The sequence below is a fragment of the Nonomuraea sp. LP-02 genome (genome assembly GCF_036289125.1).
Lineage (GTDB): Bacteria > Actinomycetota > Actinomycetes > Streptosporangiales > Streptosporangiaceae > Nonomuraea > Nonomuraea bangladeshensis.
Window position 1 is genome coordinate 7,532,572 of sequence record NZ_JAXCLK010000001.1, and the last position, 19,685, is coordinate 7,552,256.

Below are 19,685 nucleotides of genomic sequence, written 5' to 3' on the forward strand. Positions count from 1 at the left end.
GCCGGAGCCCTTGAACACGATGCCCACCGCGGAGAACACCTTCCGCAGGTTGCCTTCGCACTTGGGGCACACTGTCAGAGCGTCGTCCGTGAACTTCTGGACGACCTCGAGCTGCTCACCGCAGTCGTTACAGGCGTACTGGTAAGTCGGCACGCGGCTCCTCCTACAGACTCTGGCACTCGAGCGTTGCGACTGCTAATGGTAACCGATCCGGTCAAACGGCTATTCCAAACCTCGTTCTCCGTACCAGCCGGCCAGCTTGCCGCTGCGGCTGACGGCGCGCAGGCGGCGTTCGACCTGGTCACGGCAGGCGGCCGTGGTGACGATGAGGAGTTGGTCGTCCGATCTGATGCGGGTGGAGCTGCCGGGCACGAACGATTTGCCGTCCCGGACGATGAGGGTCACCTGGGCGTCGGAGGGCAGCCGCAGCTCGAAGATCTCCACGCCGTGCAGGCGGGAACCGGGCGGCACCTTGACCTGCAGCAGGTCGGCCTTGAGCTCCTCCAGCGGCGCGGACTCCACCGACAGGTCCTGCGCCTCCCCTGGCGCGGTCACGCCGAGCACGCGGGCCACGAACGGCAGCGTCGGCCCCTGGACCAGCGTGAACACGATGACGATCACGAAGACCTGGTTGAAGATGTCTTTGGAGCCCTCGACGCCGGCCGCCCAGGGGATCGTCGCGAGCACGATGGGGATCGCGCCCCGCAGCCCCGCCCAGGACAGGAACGCCTGGTCGCGCCAGTTCACCCAGCCCAGCCGCAGCGCCCACGCGAGCGCCGAGCTGACCAGCACCGACAGCGGCCGGGCGAGGAGCACGAGGACGGTTCCGGTGATCAGCCCGGGTACGACCGCGGACGGCATCTCCTCGTGGCTGGCCATCATGCCGAGCATGACGAACAGCCCGATCTGCGCCAACCAGGCCGCGCCCTCCGCGAACCCGCGGGTGGCGGCCCGGTGCGGCAGGCGCGAGTTGCCAAGGATCAGCGCCGTCAGGTAGACGGCCAGGAAGCCCGAGCCGTGCAGGAGCACGGCTCCGCCGTACGAGACGAAGGTGAGCGCGAGCACGGCGAGCGGGTAGAGGCCGGAGGCGGGGAGTGCGATGCGGCGGAGGGCGTAGGCGCCCGCGGGCCCGACGGCGAGGCCGATGGCGGCGCCGATGAGGAGTTCGAGCCCGGTCTCGAAGAGGAACGTTCCGACGTCGGGCGCCTCGCGGGCGGCGCTGCTGAGCAGGGTCACGGCGATGACGGTCGGGGCGTCGTTGAACCCGGACTCCGCCTCCAGAATGCCGGCCAGCCGCGGCGGCAGCGGCAGGCGGCGTAGGACGGAGAAGACCGCGGCGGCGTCCGTGGAGGCCAGTACGGCACCGAGGAGCAGCGCGGTGTTGACGTCGAGGCCGAGGATGCCCTGGACGGCCAGCGCGACCACGACGATGCTGACCGTCACGCCGACCAGCGCCATGATCAACGCCATCGGCACGGACTTGCGTACGTGTGACCAGGTCGTGGTCAGGCCGCCCTCGGCCAGGATCAGCGCGAGCGCGGTGAGCCCGATCTGCTGGGCGAGCAGCGGGTACTCGAACGACAGCCCGAACCCGAAGTCGCCCAGCACGAGGCCGAACCCGAGGAAGATGAGGAGGCTGGGCAGACCGCTGAAGTGCGCCACACGTACGGACACGATGGCCGCGATGACGATGGCCGCGCCGGCGAGCAGCCAGACATCATGCGTCATCCGGCCCCCTTCTCGTCCCAGCGGTCACATAAGACTAATGAGTCCCTCCGGTGTCATCGCGAAGCGGACCGCCTGGTCATGGGGCTCGGCGGGCACGTCGTCGAGCAGCTCGCCGGCGTGCAGCAGGGCCACGGTCGGGACGTTCGGGCCGACGCGGGCGAGGGCGCGGTCGTAGGATCCGCCGCCGCGGCCGAGACGTACGCCGGTCTTGCGGTCGACGGCGAGCGCGGGCACGATGACCAGCGCCGCGGTGCGGATGGCGCCGACGCCGCGGCGGGTGTCGACCGGCTCCATGATCCCGTGGCGGCCGGGGGCGAGGGTGTCCGGCCCGTCGTAGACCGCCCAGTCGAGGTCGTTGTCGTCGCGCAGCACCGGCAGCATGACGGTGGCTCCATGTTTCCAGAGAGCGAACACGAGCCCGTGCGTCTCCGGCTCCACCCCCGCCGACCAGTAGCAGGCCACCAATCCGGCCATCTGGACCCACGGCTGGTCGAGCAGCGTTTCGCGGGTCTTGATGGCGTTTGCGCGTAGTTGGTCCGGGGAGAGGGAGGCGCGCGCCGCGTTCAGCTGACGACGGAGGTTCATCTTGTCCATAGGTCCCTCCACTAGGGTCTACTCATGGCTGACTTCGACCCTGTGACGAAAGCCGTCGTGCCCGCCGCGGGTCTGGGCACCCGGTTCCTTCCGGCGACCAAGGCGACACCCAAGGAGATGTTGCCCATCGTCGACAAGCCCGCGATCCAGTATGTCGTCGAGGAGGCCGCGTCCGCGGGTCTCCTGGACGTTCTGATGGTCACCGGCAAGAACAAGCGATCGATCGAGGACCACTTCGACCGCGCGTTCGAGCTTGAGGAGGTCCTTGAGGCCAAGGGCGATGAGCACCGGTTGTCCCAGGTCCGCGAGCCCGCGTCCCTGGCCACGCTGCACTACGTGCGGCAGGGTGAGCCCAAGGGACTCGGCCACGCCGTGCTCTGTGCCAAGCAGCATGTGGGCGACCACCCGTTCGCCTGCCTGCTCGGTGACGACCTCATTGACTACCGTGACCCGCTGCTCAAGCGCATGATCGAGGTACGCGACACCTACGGCGGCAGCGTGATCGCTCTGATGGAGGTGCCGAAGGAGCAGGTGTCCCTGTACGGCGTTGCGACGATCGAGGCGACCGCCGAGGACGACGTGGTCAAGGTGACCGACCTCGTGGAGAAGCCTCCGGCCGACGAGGCGCCCTCCAACTGGGCCATCATCGGGCGCTACGTGATCGACCCGGCGGTGTTCGAGGTGCTGGAGAACACCCCGCCCGGGCGCGGCGGCGAGATCCAGCTCACCGACGCGCTGCGCACGCTGGCCGGACGCGGCTCCGAGGAGGGCGGCCCGGTGCACGGGGTGCTGTTCCGCGGGCGGCGCTACGACACCGGCGACAAGCTGGACTACCTGCGCACGGTGGTGAAGTTCGCGGCGGATCGGGAGGATCTGGCGGGCGAGTTCGTCCCGTGGCTGCGGGAGTTCCTCGATGAGGTCGGCTGATCCGGCGGGATCGGCGAGCGCGCTGAAGCCGGTCGAGGCGCACCTGGCCGACATCCTGGCCACGGTGCGCCCGCTCGCGCCCATCGAGCTCGACCTGGAGCAGTCCCTGGGGGCGACGCTGGCGGAGGAGGTCTCCGCGCCGGTGCCGCTCCCGCCGTTCGACAACTCCGCCATGGACGGTTATGCCGTACGGGCCGCTGACATCGCCGAGGTTCCGGTGACCCTGCCGGTGATCGACGACGTCGCGGCCGGCTCCGGCGAGCTGCGCGCCGTCGGGCCCGGCCACGCCGTGCGCATCATGACCGGCGCGCCGCTGCCGGCCGGGGCCGACACCGTGGTCCCGGTCGAGTGGACGGACGGCGGGACGGTCTCCGTACGCATCGAGCGCTCCGCCGGGCCGGGCAACGCGATCCGGCGGGCCGGCGAGGACGTCCAATCCGGTGACGTCGTGCTCAGGCCGGGCACCCTGATCGGGCCCGCGCAGCTCGGCATCATCGCCGGGGTGGGGCGGCGGCGGGTGCTCGCGCGGCCGCGGCCCCGGGTGGTCGTCATCGCCACGGGCGCCGAGCTCGTGGAGCCGGGCGGGCAGCTCGGGCCCGGTCAGATCTGGGACTCCAACAGCTTCACGCTGACCGCCGCGGTGCGGGAGGCGGGCGGGGAGGGGTTCCGGGCCGGGGCGGTCGGGGACGATCCCGCCGTGCTGCTCGACCGGCTCGACACCGACCTCGTACGCGCCGACGCCATCATCACCAGCGGCGGTGTGTCGATGGGCGCGTACGAACCGGTCAAGGAGGCCCTGTCGCCGCTCGGGACCGTACGGTTCGAGAAGGTGGCCATGCAGCCCGGGATGCCGCAGGGGTTCGGCGTGCTGGGGGACGACCAGGTGCCGATCTTCGCGTTGCCCGGCAATCCGGTGTCGTCGTTCGTGTCGTTCGTGCTGTTCGTCCGGCCGGCGCTGGCCAAGATGCGCGGGCTGCCGACCGGCATGCCGGAGTCCGTCACCGCGTGCGTCACCGGGTCGTTGCGCTCGCCCGTTGGGCGGCGGTCCTATCTGCGGGGCGTGCTGGCCGCAGACGGCACGGTGTCGCCGGTGCACGGGCAGGGCTCTCACCAGCTTGCCGCGCTGGCCTCGGCGAACGCGCTGATCGTGGTTCCCGAGGACGTGACCGAGGTGACCGCCGGGGCGGAGGTGGAGGTGATCCGGCTGTGACCGGACCGGACGCGGGCGGGCTCACGCACATCGATGAGACCGGCGCCGCCCGCATGGTGGACGTCTCCGCCAAGGACGTCTCCGCGCGCAGCGCCGTCGCCACCGGGCGGGTGCTGCTGTCGGCGGAGACCGTCGCGCTGCTGCGTACGGGCGAGGTGCCCAAGGGCGACGCGCTGGGGGTGGCGCGGATCGCCGGCATCATGGGCGCGAAACGTACGCCGGACCTGATTCCGCTCTGCCATCCGATCGCGTTGCACGGCGTCAAGGTGACGCTGGACGTCGAGGACTGGGGCGTGGCGATCACCTGCCGGGTGAAGACGGCCGACCGCACCGGCGTGGAGATGGAGGCGCTGACGGCGGTGTCGGTGGCGGCGCTCGCGCTCATCGACATGGTCAAGGCGGTCGATCCGGGCGCGGTGATCACCAACGTGCGGGTGGAGGAGAAGCTGGGCGGCAAGACCGGACGGTGGACGCGATCATGATGATGCGAGCGCTGGTGATCACGGTGTCGAACCGGGCGTCGGCCGGGATTTATGAGGATAAATCCGGGCCGTTGCTCGTACGGCTGCTGCGCGACGAGGCCGGCTGTGACGTCGTCGACGGCCCCGTGGTCGTCCCCGACGGCGAGGCGGTGGAGATGGCGCTGGGGGACGGCGTCCTCGGCGGCTACGAGGTCATAGTCACTACCGGGGGCACCGGGCTGACGCCGATGGACCTCACGCCGGAGATGACCGCCCGCGTGATCTCCCGGGAGGTTCCGGGCATCGCGGAGGCGATCCGGCTGGCCAATCGCGAGAAGGTCCCGACGTCGATCCTGTCCCGGGGGCTCGCGGGGCAGGCCGGCGACACCCTGATCGTCAACCTGCCCGGTTCGTCCGGCGGCGTACGGGACGGCGTCGCCGTACTCGCCCCCATCCTGCGGCACGCCGTCGAGCAGATCCGCGGCGGCGACCACCCGCGGTGACCACTACTTCGATCCGCGCGTGGCGGCATCGTGCCCGTTGGGGGGATGATGAGAGTTGTGGATCGACTTCGCGGCTGGCCGGTGAGCCTCAACGAAGGGCCGGTCGGCCTCCGGCCGCTGCGGTTGGGCGACGTACGCGTGTGGCGCGAGACCAGGCTGCGCAACGCCGACTGGCTGCGCCCCTGGGAGCCGAGCAACCCCGAGACGCCTCTGTTCAGGACCGGGCTCGGCCCGTACGTGTCCATGGTCGGCACCCTGCGGCGGGAGGCCAGGCAGGGGCTCGCGCTGCCCTGGGTGGTCACGTACGAGGGGCGCTTCGCCGGACAGCTCACCGTCGGCGCCATCGTGTGGGGATCCGCCCGTTCCGCCCAGGTCGGCTACTGGATCGACGGCAAACTGGCCGGCCACGGCATCACCCCCACCGCCCTCGCCATGGCCGTCGACCACTGCTTCTTCACCACTGGTTTGCATCGGCTGGAGGCGAACATCCGCCCCGAGAACTCCGCCAGTCGTAGGGTGGTTGAGAAACTCGGATTCAGGGAAGAAGGCATTCGGCGTCGCCAACTTCACATCGACGGAGCCTGGCGCGACCACATCTGCTACGCGTTGACCGTCGAGGACGTCCCTGGCGGGCTGCTCGTACAGTGGCGTCGCGCGCGCGAGTCAGCGGCTCGTGGGGGGTCTTCTGTCGAAGAGGTTTGACGATCTCGCGACACACCGCACCGAATGCTCGTCAATCAGTGACACGCGGTCTTACGGTGCGTGACGTGAGCAGATTGAAGACGCAACGAACCGACCCGCGTCTTCATGCTGCCCGGAGGTGGTCGTGAGCAGCGTCCTCCTCTATCTCGCCATCGTCGTGATGTGGCTGTGCGTCCTCATCCCGATGTGGCTGCGCAAGGACAAGACCAACCTCGCCGAGCTGGCCGAGCTCGAGGAGTACTACACCGGCGAGCACCAGCTCCCCGACCTCGACAACCTGGCCGCCGCCGCGGCGGCCGAGGGCTACGAGGACGACAGCGGCATCGGGCTGCTCACCGGGCCGGTCACCGGCGAGTTCGAGAAGGTCGACGTCCGGCAGTTCCGGCTGCGGCGACGGGCGATCATCGTGGCCCGGCGGCGCCGGCTGCTGTTCTTCTGCGTCCTGCTGGTGGTGGCGTCCGTGGTCACGGCGGCGGTCAAGATGATCCCGTGGTGGGGCGTGGCGCCGTCCGTACTGGTTACGGTGGGCTACCTGTGCTTCCTGCGGGTCGCCGTACACGTGGACAAGGAACGCCGCGAACGCGCGCGCCAGGCCCTCGCCGAACGCCGGCGCCGGGCCCGCCAGCGCCGCCAGGCCCTCGCCGAGGAGCAGGCGGCCGAGGTGATCGACCTGACGGCACTGCACGAGGACGTGCTGTTCGACCAGTACGCGGAGCCGCCCAGACGCGCGGTGGGGGACTGAAAGGGTGGCGCGAGAACCCTCGGGGGGATGCTAACCTAAACGAGTCCTTGGGGATGTAGCGCAGTCCGGTAGCGCACTTCGTTCGCATCGAAGGGGTCAGGGGTTCGAATCCCCTCATCTCCACCCAGGTCAAAGGCCGCTTCCTGGCTGTAGGAAGCGGCCTTTGGCGTTGTCGGGTGACTAAGTGAGTGACTACGCGTCCTCTGCTCCTGCATCTCGATGGCGAAGGACCTTTACGTTCTCCAGAGAGTCGCGCCCTGCGAAGGAGCCGTATGTCAGGAGCAGTGCGTCCTGATGCTCGCGATCGAGGCCGGATGAGATGATCGCTCTTTCGACGTGGTCTGACATTTCCGTGGCACGGTCCAAAAGTTCTTGCCAAGGTACGCCGAGGGCGCATGCCAGTTGCTTCCATTGGTCGCCCGCAGGGCGCTTATGGCCATTCTCGATGTTGGAGATCGTCGCTGGGGAAACCCCGAGGCGTTGTGCCACGTCCTTCTGCCGCAGGCCGCGCCTGTCCCTAGCGGCGGCGACGAATCGGCTAAAGTCATTCTTCATGCGACTCATCGTGACCGATCCCTAGCTCTCTGTCTGCCGATCCGGAGAAATGCGGCTGAAGATCTCATCCATCGCTATGGCTCCCTCTTGCAACACTGGGCGGAGTTGCTTGCGGTAGACGGTCTCGGTGACGGTGGTGTTGCGGTGGCCGACCAGGCGTGAGATGGCCTCGATCGGCATGCCGGAGTCGGAGAGCAGCGAGACGAAGCTGTGCCGCATCTCGCGAGGTCGTTGTCCTGCCAGCGGTCGCCCGCCGCCTTCTTGGCCACGTCCTGGCGCTCACGGTGGAGCTTGAGGGCATCCACGCAGCGCCTCGGCATGGCCAGGGTACGGCGGGACTTCTTGGTCTTGGTGTCGCCTCCTTCACGGACGGAGCGCCAGACCATGATGGACGGCGGTGTGCCATCCAGGTTGACGTGCGACCAGGTGAGTGCACGGAGTTCCTCCGTGCGAGCACCGAGGAGCAGCGACAGGACAACGTAAGCGTGCAAGGCCGTGCCCTCCGACGCCTTGAGCACGGCTTTGGCCTGGGCGAGCGTCAGAGACTTGGACGGGCGGCCCTCCTTCCCCTTCGGGATCTCGCACAGGAGCACGACGTTGCGCTTCACCTTGTCGCGGGCCTGAGCCCTTGAGACCGAGCGCACGAGGATGGACCGCAGTTCGAGCAGGGTGCGGGTGCTGAGGTCCTTCGACTTGTCGGCCAGCCAGCGGTTAACGTCGTCCGCCGTCAGGTCCACGAGCTTGCGAGCGCCGAGGCCGGAGATGACGTGCTTGTTCGCGAGGATCTTGCACTTCTCCACCGTCGCGGCGTCTCGTCCGCTGAGCCCGTAGTCCAGCCAGTTCTGTACGGCGTCGGCCACGGTGTAGCCGACCCCGGAGACCACCAGGCCGTCTTCGTAGTCGCGGATGATCTGCTTGAGCTTGTCTTTGGCGGCGGTCTTGGTCTTGCCGCTGGCCTTCTTGACGATGCGCTTCCCGGCCGGTGTGTAGCCGACCGTGAGCGAGGCGATCCAGCGCTGGCGGGACTCGTCCCAGTGCAGGCCGCCATCCCCACGGCTACGGCGTTTCGTCATGACGCCTCCTGCTGCAACAGGGCGATGTACTCGCGGAGGGCGCTCTCCGGGATCAGGCGGCAGCGGCCCTGCTTGACCGAGCGGAGACGGCCGGAGCGCAACTGCTCGTAGATCACGCTGCGGCTCATGCGGAGCTTCAGCATGGCGTCAGGAACGCGGTAGAGCTGGACGTCATCGGCACTGGGCCCGCCAGACCAATCCCGCACCGATCCCGTACCCGGCTGCTACCTGCTACTCGCGGGCGCTGGTGCAGAAGTGTCGCGCAGCGTCGGGGTTTCGCGGATTGATAGCGAAGCGGGCGCCCTCCCAGCGGCTGTGCAGGTCTGGTGAGAGGGCGGACAGTTCGTCGGTGAGCGACGTTTCCTCGGTCTCCTCCGCGTCGTCGACCGTCTCACCCAGGAGAATGTTGGCGACGTGCGCGCTGTTGGCCGTCTCGGCCTCCGCCAGGTCGGCCAGCTCTTGCCCGCGCTCGTTCCACAGTTCGGACTGCTCGTCGACGCGGGTGTACGCGGTGTGCAGGGCGATGGTGAAGGTCTGCACCGTCACGTAGCGGGTCGTCGAGTGCTGGCGGTTGAGTCGCGCGATCTCGGCGTTGAGCCGCTGTCGATTGGCGCGCACGCGCGCGTTGTGTGCGCGCACCTCGCGGTTGTGCTTGTTGACGGCCTGCTTCAGCTTACGGTTGTAGGCGTCGACCATGCGGTTGTACTGGGCCGGGGTGACCTTTCGTGGCATCTCAACCTCCGCGGGCAACGCCCCGGGATCCTTCCTGTTTGCCGTCGCTCAGGGTAACGCTCCGGGCCGACAGTCTGCGTCTGACTTTCGAGCACGTGAGCGAACGACCGAGGACATGCAGAAGCCTGAGGCGTTGAGCTGCTCTGCTGTCACGTCCCCGGTAGCTACACCAGGCGACCCCTTAACGTCTTTGCCGATCTTGCTGACGCGGTATGCCGCCAGGTCGGCCCGCGTTCGCAGGACGTCCCGAGGGGTTTCAGGGCGCGGAACGCGGCGGGGATTGGCGCCGGTTGTTACCACTCGTCGTTGGGCGTGGCGCTGTCGTCGGACTCCGGGGTCGAGCAGCAAGGGAACGGCCAGTGGCGTTAACGAGGCGTCGGGGCGCGGCTTGCCGCCACTCGCCGTTCCGATCGGGGTGGCTGCCGGGGCGGCCTGCGAATAACGGCAGACCAGTCACCCGGCAGCGAAGTCGCAGGATTCGGCCTATCGCGATCACGCCGCCGAAAATGGCTTGACCCTCACGTAGCGTCAAGCCGTACGGTCTCGGCCCATGAGTGACAAGAAGATCCGGTCCCCGCTCAGCGACGAGGAGAAACGCGAGGTCTGGGGCGAGTGGGCCGACCGTGAAGGCGAGTACCTCGACGAGGTGGAGCAACGGTGGGGGGACAGCACCGCGTACGCGCAGTCCGCGAAGCGCGTCGCGACCTACGGCAAGAAGCAGTGGGAGCAGATCAACCGCGACAACGCGGCGATCGAGGCGCGGATCCGTGAGCTGATGGACGCCGGCGCCGACCCGTCGAGCGAGGCGGCGATGGACGTGGCCGAGGCGCAGCTGCAGCACATCGCCCGCTGGTTCTACGACATGACGCACGAGTTCCACGTTCAAAAGAGCTACCTGTACGTGGAGGACCCGCGTTTCCGGGCGGGCATCGAGGCGAACACCCGGCCGGGCGCGGCGGAGTGGCTGCAGGAGGCGATCAAAGCCAACGCTGCGCGCGCCGCCGAGGCTCCGACCACAGCCGGGTGACTGGTCTGCCGTGCCGACTTGGTTCGCAGGTCAGGCATCTCCGTTGGAAATTTCCCCCGTACTACCGGGACCCCGTCTGCGAGCGTCTTGTGGACGACGCCGATGGAGACCTTGACGCCGGCGGCGATGGTGCGGATGGATTCCCCGCGCTGGCGACGGGGGCCGTTCTTGAAACGGCTGGCAGTTAGTCGACGGGATCCCGTCTGATCGTCGAGATCAGGCGGGATCTTGTTGTTTCGAGAGATTCAGAATCGGGTTCGTCCTGGTTTGGAAGTCGAGGAGCAGGTGTCCGGGGAGTCCCGGGTGGTGCGACACGGTGATCTGAATTGCGGGTTATGGGATGGGTGGTGGCCGGCTCCGGCCCGTGACTGGCGAGCGGTCGAGACGTTCCGCTGGGATCTCGAAGACGTCGGCGGATGCGTCGGGCTCGTCTGAGGGCTGGTGGGTGTGGCGCCACTGGTCGAGAAAGTGGTCGTTGGCGACGGTGACGAGCAGCGCGACCAGGATGGTTTGGGCGACGCGGCCGTGGGCGAGGCGGTACTTCGGATCAGCCAGGTCGAGGTCGTGGCCCTTCGGGGTGGGCGGCTCGTTGCCGGGTGTCGGTGAGGTCGACCGCGGTGGGCCGGTTGGGTCCGCGCTGGTGGAGGCGGTCGAAGCGGGGGCAGGTCAGCGATGGGGAGGTGCCTGCTGCCGGGCACTGGAAGCGGGCGGTGCCGTCGCTGTTCAGGCTCTGTTTCAGGCGCAGCAAGTACGGCTCTCGTGCTCTGATGAGCGCGGTGAGTTCTGCCGATGGCGCCGAAGAAGTACTCACTGACCTGGCCAGGTGCCCCAAGACCAAAAGATCTCCGGCGAAGGATGCCAAGTCCGGCAAGGTCACGGCAGGCGTATGCCGCTGCGGGTGCCGGAATTTAGGGTCAGTTGTCGAAGTGATGTCAAGAATGCTCTGGCCGCTCCGACCTTCCTGTAAGGGAAGCGCCGGTTCGCACAGCGGTGCATCGTGGGCGACACCGATTCGAAGGAGCAGGCATGTCACGGAACATTGAGACCGTCAACACCTACCTGGACGGTTTCCGCAAGAACGATCATGAGCAGATCCTGTCATGCCTGACGGACGACATCGAGTGGACCGTCTTCGGGGCCTTCCACCTGACCGGCAAAGAGGCATATGACAGGGCCATCGACGGCCCGCCCGAACTTATCGACCCTCCCCACCTGGAGGTCGTGCGCATGGTCGAGCAGGGCGATGTCGTCATGGCGGAACTCACCGGGACGGTGAAGCGAGTCGCGGGCGGCGAGATGCGCATGTCCATGGCGGAGGTGTTCGTCATGCGCGACGGCAAGATCGCCGAGCGTCGTGCCTGGGTCATCGAGCTGAAGGAGAACGACTACCGCTGACCGGAGGAGTTCGATCGCGGGCGGCCCGGCTCGGCGACGACAATGCCCCTGGGCCGCCTGGCATCTGGAGTGCCACGGCCTTCGCGACCAGACTTCCCCACAGGGCCTGGAATCCGCCACGTCGAGGTGAACGACCGGGACCGCCAGCGTGTACACATACTTGTCGGACCGCAGCTCAGCGGGCGTCGTTACCGACAGTCCACCCGGATGGACACAGGCATTGCTCGTCTGCCGTCCCTTCACCAGTCCACCCGCTATTTGATCCAAGGGATCAGGTCTTCCTGTCCCATGCTTCGCACGACCGCGTTGTCGTCGGAGGATGGGGTGCAACCAGATCTCCGTCGGGGCAAGACCATCGCGGCGTGTGCGGGAAACAATCATGTTCCCTTCGGGAAGCGATCTTCTGAACCCTTCTTGAACCCCAGGCCCGCCCTATTCGTGAACACCCCACCCAGGGCTGCGCTGCTTGTGCAGTGGCACCTGTCTGCGGGGTCGCCTCAACTGGCGCTGGTCGCTGAACGACCGGCGGAGCTGCGCAGCCCGTCCAGCACGAGGGTGATGACACCGTCGGCCTCGGCCCGCCAGCCGGGGCGGTCGTGGGCCGCGCCGATGCCGTGCAGCGCCATCATGACGGCGCCGGCATCCACGTCGTCGCGAACGGCGCCGTCCCGTACGGCGGCGGCCACCAGGTCGGTGACGGCCTGCTCCAGCGCCTGGCTGCCCTCGGCGAAGGCACCCGAGCGATCGGCCATGAGCGTGGCCAACGTCCGGGCCAGGCCCTCGTGGGCGTCTATGTGGTCGACCATGCCGCGTAGGAAGGTCGCCAAAGCCTCCGCCGCGGGCAGCGTGGCCTGCAGTCGGCGGGCGCGGTCGCACAGCGTGGCGACTTCCCCGTGGTAGACCGCCTCGGCCAGTGCCTCCCGGGTGGGGAAGTGGCGGTACAGCGTGCCGGTGCCCACCCCGGCCAGGCGGGCGAAGTCATCGAAGCGCAGGTCGAAGAAGTCGCCGGCGTCGAAGACCTCCCGGGCCTTGGCGATCAGGGCCTCACGGTTGCGCTTGGCGTCGGCGCGCAGCGGCTTGTCGGCGGTCATGCGTTCCCTCGCGTTGACAAGTGGAGATAGTCTCCATATTTTGAAATAACTGGAGATTGTCTCCAAATTGATCGTACCCCACGAGGTGCAGCGTGAAGATTCTCATGTTCGGCCGAGGCGCGATCGCCACCATCTACGGCTGGGCCCTGGAACGGGCCGGCCACGACGTCGAGTTCTACGTCCGGCCGGGACGCGCGGCGACGTACGGAGACGCGGTGGACCTCGACCTGCTCGATGCGCGGCGCCGGGTGTGGGGGCAGCGCGTCGTCGAGAAGTGGCCGGTGCGCTTCCGCGAGGAGTTGGAACCGGACCATGACTTCGACCTGATCGTGCTCAGCGTGTCGCACCACCGCCTCGCGGAGGCGACGGCCTTCCTGGCGCCGCGTGTCGGCCACGCCACGGTGCTGGTCTTCGGCAACATCTGGACCGAGCCGCCGGCCGCGATCGGCGCACTCCCTGTCGACCAGATCGCCTGGGGCTTTCCCCAGGCCGGTGGCGGTTTCGGCGCGGACGGCGTGCTCCGTGGGGCGCTGCTGCCGTCGGTCATCTTCGGCACCCTCGGCCGGCCCCCGACCGACCGTGAGCGGGCCGTGCGCCAGGCGTTTCGCAAGGCCGGGCTCCGGCTCAAGGAGCGGCCTGACTTCCGCGGGTGGCTGTGGGTCCATTTCGTGTCGGATGCCGGCCTGCTCTCACAGGGCCTGCGGCTGGGTTCCCTGTCCAAGCTGGTCGGGGCAAGGGGCGACCTGCGCGAAGGGCTGCTGGCCGGCCGGGAGCTGCTGCCGCTCCTCCAGGCGCGCGGTGTCGACCTGCGGCGTCACCGGGGCGCTGTACTGCTGTTCCGCGCGCCCACCTGGCTGACGGCCCCCGTGCTCGCCTGGTTGACAGCTCATGTCGCGCTCTTGCGCGTGAGTTTTGCGGCGCACTCCGACCCCGACGCCGAGGAGCCGCGTGAGGTTTGCCGGGACACCCTGGCCGAAGCGCGACGGTTGGGCATCTCGGTACCGCGGCTGGAAGCGGCGGAACCGAACTTCGCCCGCGAGGGGATGGGTCGAGTCTGAATCCACCGCTATGTGTTGGTCCCGGTGGTCCATCGCGGCTCCTTAGTCCACCGCATCCCAGAGCCGAACCCGGGCGCGCCGGTCGGACCAACCGCCGTTCACATACGGCTTTTCGCGGTCCAGCCTCTATCACCTGTCCGTGACGTCGTGGAAGGAAAAGTCATGACTACTGCTGAGAAGCACGAGTTCCCCATGGCCCGTACGTGCCCGTTCGCGCCGCCGCCGGCGTACGAAGAGATCCGCGAAGGAGAGCCGGTCTCGCGGGTTCGTCTGCCCGATGGCGGGTGGGCCTGGGTGGTCAGCCGCCACGAAGACGTGCGAACCGTTCTGAACGACCGGCGGTTCAGCGCCGACCGGCAGCATCCGGATTTCCCGGCGCTGGTCAAGGGCGAGGCGGCGTCCCGGCGGCCGGACGAGGAGCGCATGCTGATCGCGATGGACGCGCCCGAGCACGGGCCGGCGCGCAAGGCCGTACTCGGCGAGTTCACGGTGCGCAGGTTGGAGGCGCTGCGGCCGCGGATCCAGGAGATCGTCGACGGGCAGATCGACGCGTTGCTGGCCGGGCCGCGGCCCGGTGACCTGGTGGACTCGCTGTCGCTGCCGGTTCCGTCACTGGTGATCTGCGAGATGCTGGGCGTGCCCTACGCCGACCACTGGACATCCGTAAGCCACGTGCGCACCACCCCCACATGCCTTACGTGCCTGACCGCCTCACGATGCGGATCAGGGGATCGCGACGAGGGGGAGACCGGCCAGCAGGCGGTCGCGCAGGGCGTCGCCGCGGATGCCGAGCTCGGGGAGGTCGTCGGGGCCGGGGGCGCCGGTGACCAGCAGTTCGGGTACGAGGAGGCGGCTGAGCGGGACCTCGGGTGCCGGGTCGACCAGAGCGCCGATGGAGGCGGTGGACAGGTCGAGGTAGCCTGGCGCGAGTGTCCTGCCGTGGAGGGTGCCGGCGACCAGGTCAGGGCAGAACTCGTTCCAGAAGAGCGAGACGGTGGTGCGCAGGTCCCCCTGGATCATCACCAGCTTGTCGGTCATGTCGCCGACGAAGGTCTCGGCCGTCACGTGGCCGCGTACGACCAGCTTCGCGTCACCGGCCAGGTAGATGTTCCGCGCCCGCAGGTTCCCGAGGACGATCAGCGCGGCGGCCCCGTCGTCCACATCGGTGATGTTCCCGTTGACCACCAGGTCGCCGTCCACGATGTACCCGGTTGCCGCCTCGGGCGTGCCCTCCCGCCACGGCGTCCGCTCGTGCTCGTCGAGGGGGAGTTCGCCGGTCACCGCGGCCGGCCCTGGAATCAGGATGTACTCCTCCTCGTACAGGTTCTCGTAGGTCTCCTTCGGCAGGCCGCGCTGCTCGAACAGGTCCACCGCATCGTTCCAGGCGAGGTAATTCGACCGCATGCGCGCGACCATAGCAATGAAACACAGCCGTACCGTCTCGAAACCGACGTTGGATGTGGCGCGTACATCGACGCGGCCCCCAATGATCGAGAGGTTCCTTACTTGTCTTACAACCCCCAGACAACTCTGCAGCGGCCCCGACTCGGAGGGCTCGACAGGGCTGATGGCATCAGCGGAAGGCCGCGGCGTTGCGCTTGGCCCAGTCGGCGAAGGTGGCGGGGGCACGGCCGAGGATCTTTTCGACATCGGGGCTGACGGTCTGTTCGCGGACGGTAGGGGTGCCGAGAATGTCAAGGGTGGTGTCGGCTACCGGGGCGGGCATGAACGTGAGCATCTGGGCGCGGGCCTCTTCCCGGGTCTGGTCGAGGAAGGTGACAGACTCACCGATGGCGTCCCCGATGGCGGCCGCGCGCTGGCGTGGGGTGGTCGGAATGGGGCCGGTCAATTCGTAGATCGCCTTCGAGTGGCCCGGCCGGGTCAGGGTGGCGGCGGCGACGGCGGCGATGTCGTCAGGGTCGATGACCGGGAGGCCAACCTGGCCGAAGGGTGCGGCGATCGTGCGGGTTGCCTTGATGGAGGAGGCCCAGGCGTAGGCGTTGGAGGCGAAGCCGCCGGGGCGCAGGATGGTCCAGTCGGTGCCGGAATCCATGACGGCCTGTTCGAAGGCGGCGAATGCCTGCCCGTGTGACAGGGAGTCCGGGCGGGTGGCCACTCCCTGGGAAGAGAGCAGGACGATCTTTCCGAAACCCGTGAACGGGGCGACGACCCGAGCAGGGTCGCCGGCCATCATCAGGTCCCCACCTACGAGCAGGAAGACCGCATCCGCAGCAGAGGGCAGGTTGGCGGAGGGCTGGGAGAGGTCGGCGGCGTCCGCACGGACGCCGGGCGGCACGTCGCGTTCGGTGATGCGGCGGGAGACGGCGGTCACCTCGTGGCCCTGTTCGGCGAGGGTGCGGACCAGCGTGCGGCCGACGTTTCCTGTGGCTCCTGTGACAACGATCACGATGAGTTCCTCGATCTGCGAGTTAGTTAGCTGGCTGACTTGCTTGCTGGGGTGAACTTAGCACAGATGGGAGTCGTATAGTTAGTCAGGTGACTGACTCGAAAGAGTCCGCCCGAGTCCGGGCGGCCGGCGCCAAGCGGGAGCGGCTCATGAAGGCCGCGGCCCAAGTCGTACACCAGCAGGGCGTCGAGCGCACCACCATCGCTGACATCGCACGGATGGCCGAGGTCCCCCTGGGCAACGTGTACTACTACTTCAAGACCAAAGACGAGCTCGTCGCCGCCGCCCTGTCCGAGCACACACGGCAACTGGACCTGCTCACCGGCCGCCTGGATCAGCTCTCCGATCCCCGCGAGCGCCTGAAAGGACTGATCAACGCCTGGGTGAGCCAGCGCGACCTCGCCGCCCGGTACGGCTGCCCGACCGGAACACTCACCGTCGAGCTGGACAAGCGCGACGAGGGCGGCCTGGACGTTGAAGCAGGCAAGGTCATCCGGCTTCTGCTCACCTGGGTCGAGCGCCAATTTCGAGAGCTGGGCCAGCCGGACCCCGAAAGCCTGGCGCTCACCCTAGTGGGTGCCTACCAGGGCATGTCCCTGCTGACCAACGCCCTGCGGGACCCGGGGATCATGCAACGCGAGGGCGGTCGCCTACTCGCCTGGCTGGACTCCCTTGAAGCCAACTGAGTCCGCCGCGCCGTAGCCCAGGACGAATGCCTGTCGTTCTGGACTGCAGACCCTCAGCGTGACGCCGTGTGGAAAGCGATCTTCAGACTCTTCTCGGACGCACCCCACCCAGGTCAAGGACCGCTTTCCGATTTTGGGAGGCGGCCTTTCGCGTTGCTGAGTGACCAACTGGGCGACCGTGCCTCACGGGGCAGGCGCTGGCAGGACACGGCCTGCCACTTACTAGTACGGTCCCACTCCCGAAATCAGCACAACAGCCGGTAATCCAGACATGGGCGACAGGTATGAGCGCGAGAGCTGCCACTGTCAGTAAAGCTTTGTAGACCGGTCTCACCTGGGCGACGCCGAACCCAACGCCCGCGACGATCAGGAGCGTCGCGAAGATCACGGCCATGGCGGCGCATCGTGCGGCCAGCAGGCCGGCCACCAGCGCGCACACGTGTCCGACCGCGCTGCCGGAGGTGTAGGCCAGGACGGCGGCAGTACGCCACTTCGCCGCCATCTGGTCCTCGGGTTGCGCGCCATCGGAAATGTCGGGCGTTCGGCGGCACGTTGCCGTTACCGTGCCTCCATGTTGGATGCGCACGAGCGATTTGTGGCCTCCGGGTCGCTGCGGATTTGGACTGAGCGGGTCGGGGATCCCGAGCTTCCCGCTGTTCTGCTGGTCACGGGGTCGGCTGCGCAGGGTGTCAGTTGGCCTGATGCGCTGGTCGACCGGCTTGTCGAGCGTGGGGTGCAGGTGATCCGGTTCGATCACCGGGACACCGGTCGGTCCAGCGTGGTCGACTTCGATGCCCATCCGTACACGATCGGGGACATGGCTCGCGACTGCCTGGCTGTGCTGGACGGTTATGGGCTGAGCTCCGCTCATGTGGCGGGGGCTTCCCTGGGCGGCATGATCGCGCAGTGGCTGGGGGTGCACGCGCCGGAGCGGGTCCGGTCTTTGACGGTGATGTCCAGCTCGCTGATGGGGCACGATCCGAGTCCGGCATGGGAACGGGTGCGGGCCGGGGAGCCGGCCGATCCGGATGATCTGCCGCCGCCGGCGCCGGCGTATCTCGCGCATCTGGACGCCGGGCTGCCGCCGGGTGTGGAGTCCGATGTGGCCTTGTTCCGGGTCTTCAACGGGCCGGTCCGGCCGTTCGACGAGTCGGCCGCCCGGGAGATGCTGGAGTTGGCGCTGTCGCGGGCTGTCGACCCGGCGGCCGCGGCCAACCATTTCCGGGCCGTGTGGATGGACGACCCTGGCCTGCTCGCTCCGCTGTCGTCGATCAGCGCGCCGACCTCGATCGTGCACGGCGATCAGGATCCGGTCTATCCGCTCGGTCACGGCGAGGCGCTGGCTGCCGCGATTCCGGGCGCGGTGTTGCACGTGGTGCCCGGAATGGGGCATGTCATGACTTCTCCTGGCCTGCCCGAGGAGGTCGCCGACCTGATCCGGCTGTGACCCGCCTTGCGAGAGAGAACGGTCGGCTCAGCGGTTCCCGGTGGCCAGCAGCAGGTTGGCGTCGATCCGGGCGAGGCCGAAGACGTTCGAGCCGCCTTCTGTGTACCCGGCCTTGCGCTTCCATCGCCGCCCGTTGTAGTGCAGCAACGTGACTTCGCTCGTCACGTCCTGTTCGTAGCCCACCGCCCACACGTCGTCCTCACCGACGGCGGCGATGCCGTAGAGCGAACCCTTCCAGCTGGGGGATTGGACCTGTGTCCAGAAGCTTCCGTTCCAGTGCAGGATCAGAGGTTTGCCTGTGCCGTACTCGTCGCAGTCCCCCGAGGCGCCGCGTTCACCCACGGCCCACACGTCGGACGGCCGGTTCTGCCAGATGTGCCGCAGCATGCCCTTGCCCAGGGCGGGCAGCCGCATCTCCACCGGCGCGCTGCCGGGAGTCGCACTGTGCCAAATCGCCGGACGCGAATCAGCGCATCGCCCGCTGGACGAGCTGCCCGCGATCCACACCTGTCCGGCTCCGGCGTCCACGGCGTGGAATCTGCCTCCGCCCGGGACTTCCCGCTTGCTGAAACGCCTGCCGTTCCAGGTCATGAGGACAGGGACGGACGTCTTGCCCTCCCTGCGTCTGCCGATCAGGAACGCCCGCGAACCGTCCACGGCGACGTCAGCCAGCGCGCCGACCGTCGGAAGCTGGGCAGGTCTGAACGTCTTCCACCGCCGGCCGTCCCAGCGCAGGGCGAAGGGAAGCCGCACCTCCTCGGAGTCCTCGTCGAGGTCGCCGATGTCGCCGACCGCCCAGACCTCGTTCGGTCCGTCGGCGTCCACACCCGACACGATGGAGTCGAGCGCGTCGGGGAATCGCTCGTGCAGGCGCTGGTCGACACGCCACCCGTCGCGGTCCATTCGCAGAAGCACGCCGTTGCGCGGCTCGTCCTCCGCTGTCACGGCGTAGCCGACCGCCCAGGCCGCGTCCGGGCCCCCCACCGCCACGTCCAGCACCGTGTTGGCGCTGCCGTCAGAGGCATTCTCGTCCTCTTCGCCGGGGTGGTTCGCAGTGGGCGACGTGGCGAGGGTCGTGCTCGCCGCCGGTGTCTGCGGCACGGTGCCCGCTGGGGCTGCCGTGCAGCCTGCCAGGGCGAGGACGCAGACAAGCCACAAGATCTTCATGGTTTCGGAGTCTCGCAGCCGATCGGGCACATTGCGCCATCTCTGGCATTTCGATCTCACCCGGCAGGCAGGGCGGGCCGTGCGCGCCTCGTAATGCATCGGGAGCTTCGGTCAAGTACAGGGTGTAAGCGCTGTTGACCGAAGGGAGCCCGGCCCGTGCGGCCCGACCAGGAGGAACCG

At 68.2% G+C, this 19,685-nt stretch carries 21 protein-coding genes, 1 tRNA gene and 1 pseudogene; 12 read left to right on the forward strand and 11 right to left on the reverse strand.

Going from position 1 to position 19,685, the window contains the following annotated elements; all coding sequences use genetic code 11:
* Positions 1 to 12: 12 nt before the first annotated feature.
* From SMD20_RS48470 to SMD20_RS35315, 3 genes and pseudogenes are all read right to left on the reverse strand, one after another.
* Positions 13 to 153: pseudogene (locus tag SMD20_RS48470) on the reverse strand (FmdB family zinc ribbon protein); the annotation flags it as partial.
* A 69-nt stretch (positions 154 to 222) separates the two neighbouring features.
* Positions 223 to 1,728, reverse strand: a complete 1,506-nt coding sequence (locus SMD20_RS35310) for a potassium/proton antiporter (protein ID WP_329589609.1) — start codon at positions 1,726 to 1,728, stop codon at positions 223 to 225.
* A gap of 24 nt (positions 1,729 to 1,752) precedes the next feature.
* On the reverse strand, positions 1,753 to 2,322 hold the full coding sequence (locus SMD20_RS35315; RefSeq protein ID WP_329589611.1) for a 5-formyltetrahydrofolate cyclo-ligase: 570 nt from the start codon (positions 2,320 to 2,322) through the stop codon (positions 1,753 to 1,755).
* A gap of 24 nt (positions 2,323 to 2,346) precedes the next feature.
* Here SMD20_RS35315 and galU point away from each other — a divergent pair, with 24 nt between their 5' ends.
* The 7 genes from galU to SMD20_RS35350 all read left to right on the forward strand — a co-directional run bounded on the left by galU (position 2,347) and on the right by SMD20_RS35350 (position 6,990).
* Entirely contained in the window at positions 2,347 to 3,249 is a 903-nt protein-coding gene (gene galU / locus SMD20_RS35320) for a UTP--glucose-1-phosphate uridylyltransferase GalU (RefSeq protein WP_329589613.1), read from the forward strand.
* Positions 3,236 to 4,459 carry a molybdotransferase-like divisome protein Glp gene (glp, locus tag SMD20_RS35325; RefSeq protein WP_329589615.1) on the forward strand — a complete coding sequence of 408 codons (1,224 nt, stop codon included), beginning with the start codon at positions 3,236 to 3,238 and terminating at the stop codon, positions 4,457 to 4,459. Before galU ends, glp begins: the two co-directional genes overlap by 14 nt.
* A gap of 53 nt (positions 4,460 to 4,512) precedes the next feature.
* Positions 4,513 to 4,941 carry a cyclic pyranopterin monophosphate synthase MoaC gene (gene moaC / locus SMD20_RS35330; protein WP_442942621.1) on the forward strand — a complete coding sequence of 143 codons (429 nt, stop codon included), beginning with the start codon at positions 4,513 to 4,515 and terminating at the stop codon, positions 4,939 to 4,941.
* Positions 4,941 to 5,423, forward strand: a complete 483-nt coding sequence (locus SMD20_RS35335) for a MogA/MoaB family molybdenum cofactor biosynthesis protein (protein ID WP_329592788.1) — start codon at positions 4,941 to 4,943, stop codon at positions 5,421 to 5,423. Before moaC ends, SMD20_RS35335 begins: the two co-directional genes overlap by 1 nt.
* Positions 5,424 to 5,471: 48 nt before the next feature.
* The gene (locus SMD20_RS35340; protein ID WP_329592790.1) at positions 5,472 to 6,125 is read left to right on the forward strand and encodes a GNAT family N-acetyltransferase; all 654 of its coding nucleotides are present in this window, start codon (positions 5,472 to 5,474) and stop codon (positions 6,123 to 6,125) included.
* Positions 6,126 to 6,249: 124 nt separating this feature from the next.
* The gene (gene sepX, locus SMD20_RS35345) at positions 6,250 to 6,867 is read left to right on the forward strand and encodes a divisome protein SepX/GlpR (protein ID WP_329589619.1); all 618 of its coding nucleotides are present in this window, start codon (positions 6,250 to 6,252) and stop codon (positions 6,865 to 6,867) included.
* 49 nt (positions 6,868 to 6,916) lie between these two features.
* Positions 6,917 to 6,990 (forward strand) — tRNA-Ala (locus SMD20_RS35350).
* Positions 6,991 to 7,059: 69 nt separating this feature from the next.
* Here the strand turns inward: SMD20_RS35350 and SMD20_RS35355 are convergent.
* The 4 genes from SMD20_RS35355 to SMD20_RS35370 all read right to left on the reverse strand — a co-directional run bounded on the left by SMD20_RS35355 (position 7,060) and on the right by SMD20_RS35370 (position 9,227).
* A complete protein-coding gene (locus SMD20_RS35355) occupies positions 7,060 to 7,422 on the reverse strand; it encodes a helix-turn-helix domain-containing protein (RefSeq protein WP_329589621.1) in 363 nt (120 codons plus the stop codon).
* A gap of 74 nt (positions 7,423 to 7,496) precedes the next feature.
* Positions 7,497 to 8,495 carry a site-specific integrase gene (locus tag SMD20_RS35360; protein WP_329589623.1) on the reverse strand — a complete coding sequence of 333 codons (999 nt, stop codon included), beginning with the start codon at positions 8,493 to 8,495 and terminating at the stop codon, positions 7,497 to 7,499.
* Positions 8,492 to 8,701 (reverse strand): helix-turn-helix domain-containing protein, encoded by a 210-nt coding sequence (locus SMD20_RS35365; protein ID WP_329589625.1) that lies wholly within the window; start codon positions 8,699 to 8,701, stop codon positions 8,492 to 8,494. Before SMD20_RS35365 ends, SMD20_RS35360 begins: the two co-directional genes overlap by 4 nt.
* Positions 8,702 to 8,726: 25 nt before the next feature.
* Entirely contained in the window at positions 8,727 to 9,227 is a 501-nt protein-coding gene (locus tag SMD20_RS35370; RefSeq protein ID WP_329589628.1) for a hypothetical protein, read from the reverse strand.
* A 550-nt stretch (positions 9,228 to 9,777) separates the two neighbouring features.
* Here SMD20_RS35370 and SMD20_RS35375 point away from each other — a divergent pair.
* Both SMD20_RS35375 and SMD20_RS35380 read left to right on the forward strand, forming a co-directional pair.
* Positions 9,778 to 10,254 carry a TipAS antibiotic-recognition domain-containing protein gene (locus tag SMD20_RS35375; RefSeq protein WP_329589629.1) on the forward strand — a complete coding sequence of 159 codons (477 nt, stop codon included), beginning with the start codon at positions 9,778 to 9,780 and terminating at the stop codon, positions 10,252 to 10,254.
* A gap of 1,026 nt (positions 10,255 to 11,280) precedes the next feature.
* Positions 11,281 to 11,649 (forward strand): nuclear transport factor 2 family protein, encoded by a 369-nt coding sequence (locus tag SMD20_RS35380; protein ID WP_329589631.1) that lies wholly within the window; start codon positions 11,281 to 11,283, stop codon positions 11,647 to 11,649.
* Positions 11,650 to 12,146: 497 nt separating this feature from the next.
* Here the strand turns inward: SMD20_RS35380 and SMD20_RS35385 are convergent, their stop codons facing one another.
* A complete protein-coding gene (locus SMD20_RS35385; protein WP_329589633.1) occupies positions 12,147 to 12,740 on the reverse strand; it encodes a TetR/AcrR family transcriptional regulator in 594 nt (197 codons plus the stop codon).
* Positions 12,741 to 12,832: 92 nt separating this feature from the next.
* Between SMD20_RS35385 and SMD20_RS35390 the strand changes: the two genes are divergently transcribed.
* Positions 12,833 to 13,798 carry a ketopantoate reductase family protein gene (locus SMD20_RS35390; protein ID WP_329589635.1) on the forward strand — a complete coding sequence of 322 codons (966 nt, stop codon included), beginning with the start codon at positions 12,833 to 12,835 and terminating at the stop codon, positions 13,796 to 13,798.
* A 723-nt stretch (positions 13,799 to 14,521) separates the two neighbouring features.
* Here SMD20_RS35390 and SMD20_RS35395 read toward each other — a convergent pair.
* A complete protein-coding gene (locus tag SMD20_RS35395; RefSeq protein ID WP_329589637.1) occupies positions 14,522 to 15,202 on the reverse strand; it encodes a hypothetical protein in 681 nt (226 codons plus the stop codon).
* A gap of 169 nt (positions 15,203 to 15,371) precedes the next feature.
* Entirely contained in the window at positions 15,372 to 16,205 is an 834-nt protein-coding gene (locus SMD20_RS35400) for an SDR family oxidoreductase (protein ID WP_329589638.1), read from the reverse strand.
* 89 nt (positions 16,206 to 16,294) lie between these two features.
* Here SMD20_RS35400 and SMD20_RS35405 point away from each other — a divergent pair, with 89 nt between their 5' ends.
* Positions 16,295 to 16,891 carry a TetR/AcrR family transcriptional regulator gene (locus SMD20_RS35405; protein ID WP_329589640.1) on the forward strand — a complete coding sequence of 199 codons (597 nt, stop codon included), beginning with the start codon at positions 16,295 to 16,297 and terminating at the stop codon, positions 16,889 to 16,891.
* Positions 16,892 to 17,462: 571 nt separating this feature from the next.
* The gene (locus SMD20_RS35410; RefSeq protein ID WP_329589642.1) at positions 17,463 to 18,338 is read left to right on the forward strand and encodes an alpha/beta fold hydrolase; all 876 of its coding nucleotides are present in this window, start codon (positions 17,463 to 17,465) and stop codon (positions 18,336 to 18,338) included.
* Between the two features lie 27 nt (positions 18,339 to 18,365).
* Here the strand turns inward: SMD20_RS35410 and SMD20_RS35415 are convergent, their stop codons facing one another.
* Positions 18,366 to 19,505, reverse strand: a complete 1,140-nt coding sequence (locus tag SMD20_RS35415) for a hypothetical protein (protein WP_329589644.1) — start codon at positions 19,503 to 19,505, stop codon at positions 18,366 to 18,368.
* Positions 19,506 to 19,685: the final 180 nt, after the last annotated feature.

Excerpts from the sequence above, each read along its gene's own strand:
- glp (WP_329589615.1), top strand. The coding sequence starts at position 3,236 with ATGAGGTCGGCTGATCCGGCGGGATCGGCGAGCGCGCTGAAGCCGGTC.
- SMD20_RS35360 (WP_329589623.1), bottom strand. The coding sequence starts at position 8,495 with ATGACGAAACGCCGTAGCCGTGGGGATGGCGGCCTGCACTGGGACGAG.
- SMD20_RS35385 (WP_329589633.1), bottom strand. The coding sequence starts at position 12,740 with ATGACCGCCGACAAGCCGCTGCGCGCCGACGCCAAGCGCAACCGTGAG.
- SMD20_RS35375 (WP_329589629.1), top strand. The coding sequence starts at position 9,778 with ATGAGTGACAAGAAGATCCGGTCCCCGCTCAGCGACGAGGAGAAACGC.
- SMD20_RS35335 (WP_329592788.1), top strand. The coding sequence starts at position 4,941 with ATGATGCGAGCGCTGGTGATCACGGTGTCGAACCGGGCGTCGGCCGGG.
- SMD20_RS35410 (WP_329589642.1), top strand. The coding sequence starts at position 17,463 with ATGTTGGATGCGCACGAGCGATTTGTGGCCTCCGGGTCGCTGCGGATT.
- galU (WP_329589613.1), top strand. The coding sequence starts at position 2,347 with ATGGCTGACTTCGACCCTGTGACGAAAGCCGTCGTGCCCGCCGCGGGT.
- moaC (WP_442942621.1), top strand. The coding sequence starts at position 4,513 with ATGGTGGACGTCTCCGCCAAGGACGTCTCCGCGCGCAGCGCCGTCGCC.
- SMD20_RS35340 (WP_329592790.1), top strand. The coding sequence starts at position 5,472 with ATGAGAGTTGTGGATCGACTTCGCGGCTGGCCGGTGAGCCTCAACGAA.
- SMD20_RS35370 (WP_329589628.1), bottom strand. The coding sequence starts at position 9,227 with ATGCCACGAAAGGTCACCCCGGCCCAGTACAACCGCATGGTCGACGCC.
- SMD20_RS35395 (WP_329589637.1), bottom strand. The coding sequence starts at position 15,202 with ATGCGGTCGAATTACCTCGCCTGGAACGATGCGGTGGACCTGTTCGAG.
- SMD20_RS35355 (WP_329589621.1), bottom strand. The coding sequence starts at position 7,422 with ATGAAGAATGACTTTAGCCGATTCGTCGCCGCCGCTAGGGACAGGCGC.
- SMD20_RS35415 (WP_329589644.1), bottom strand. The coding sequence starts at position 19,505 with ATGAAGATCTTGTGGCTTGTCTGCGTCCTCGCCCTGGCAGGCTGCACG.
- SMD20_RS35310 (WP_329589609.1), bottom strand. The coding sequence starts at position 1,728 with ATGACGCATGATGTCTGGCTGCTCGCCGGCGCGGCCATCGTCATCGCG.
- SMD20_RS35315 (WP_329589611.1), bottom strand. The coding sequence starts at position 2,322 with ATGGACAAGATGAACCTCCGTCGTCAGCTGAACGCGGCGCGCGCCTCC.
- SMD20_RS35380 (WP_329589631.1), top strand. The coding sequence starts at position 11,281 with ATGTCACGGAACATTGAGACCGTCAACACCTACCTGGACGGTTTCCGC.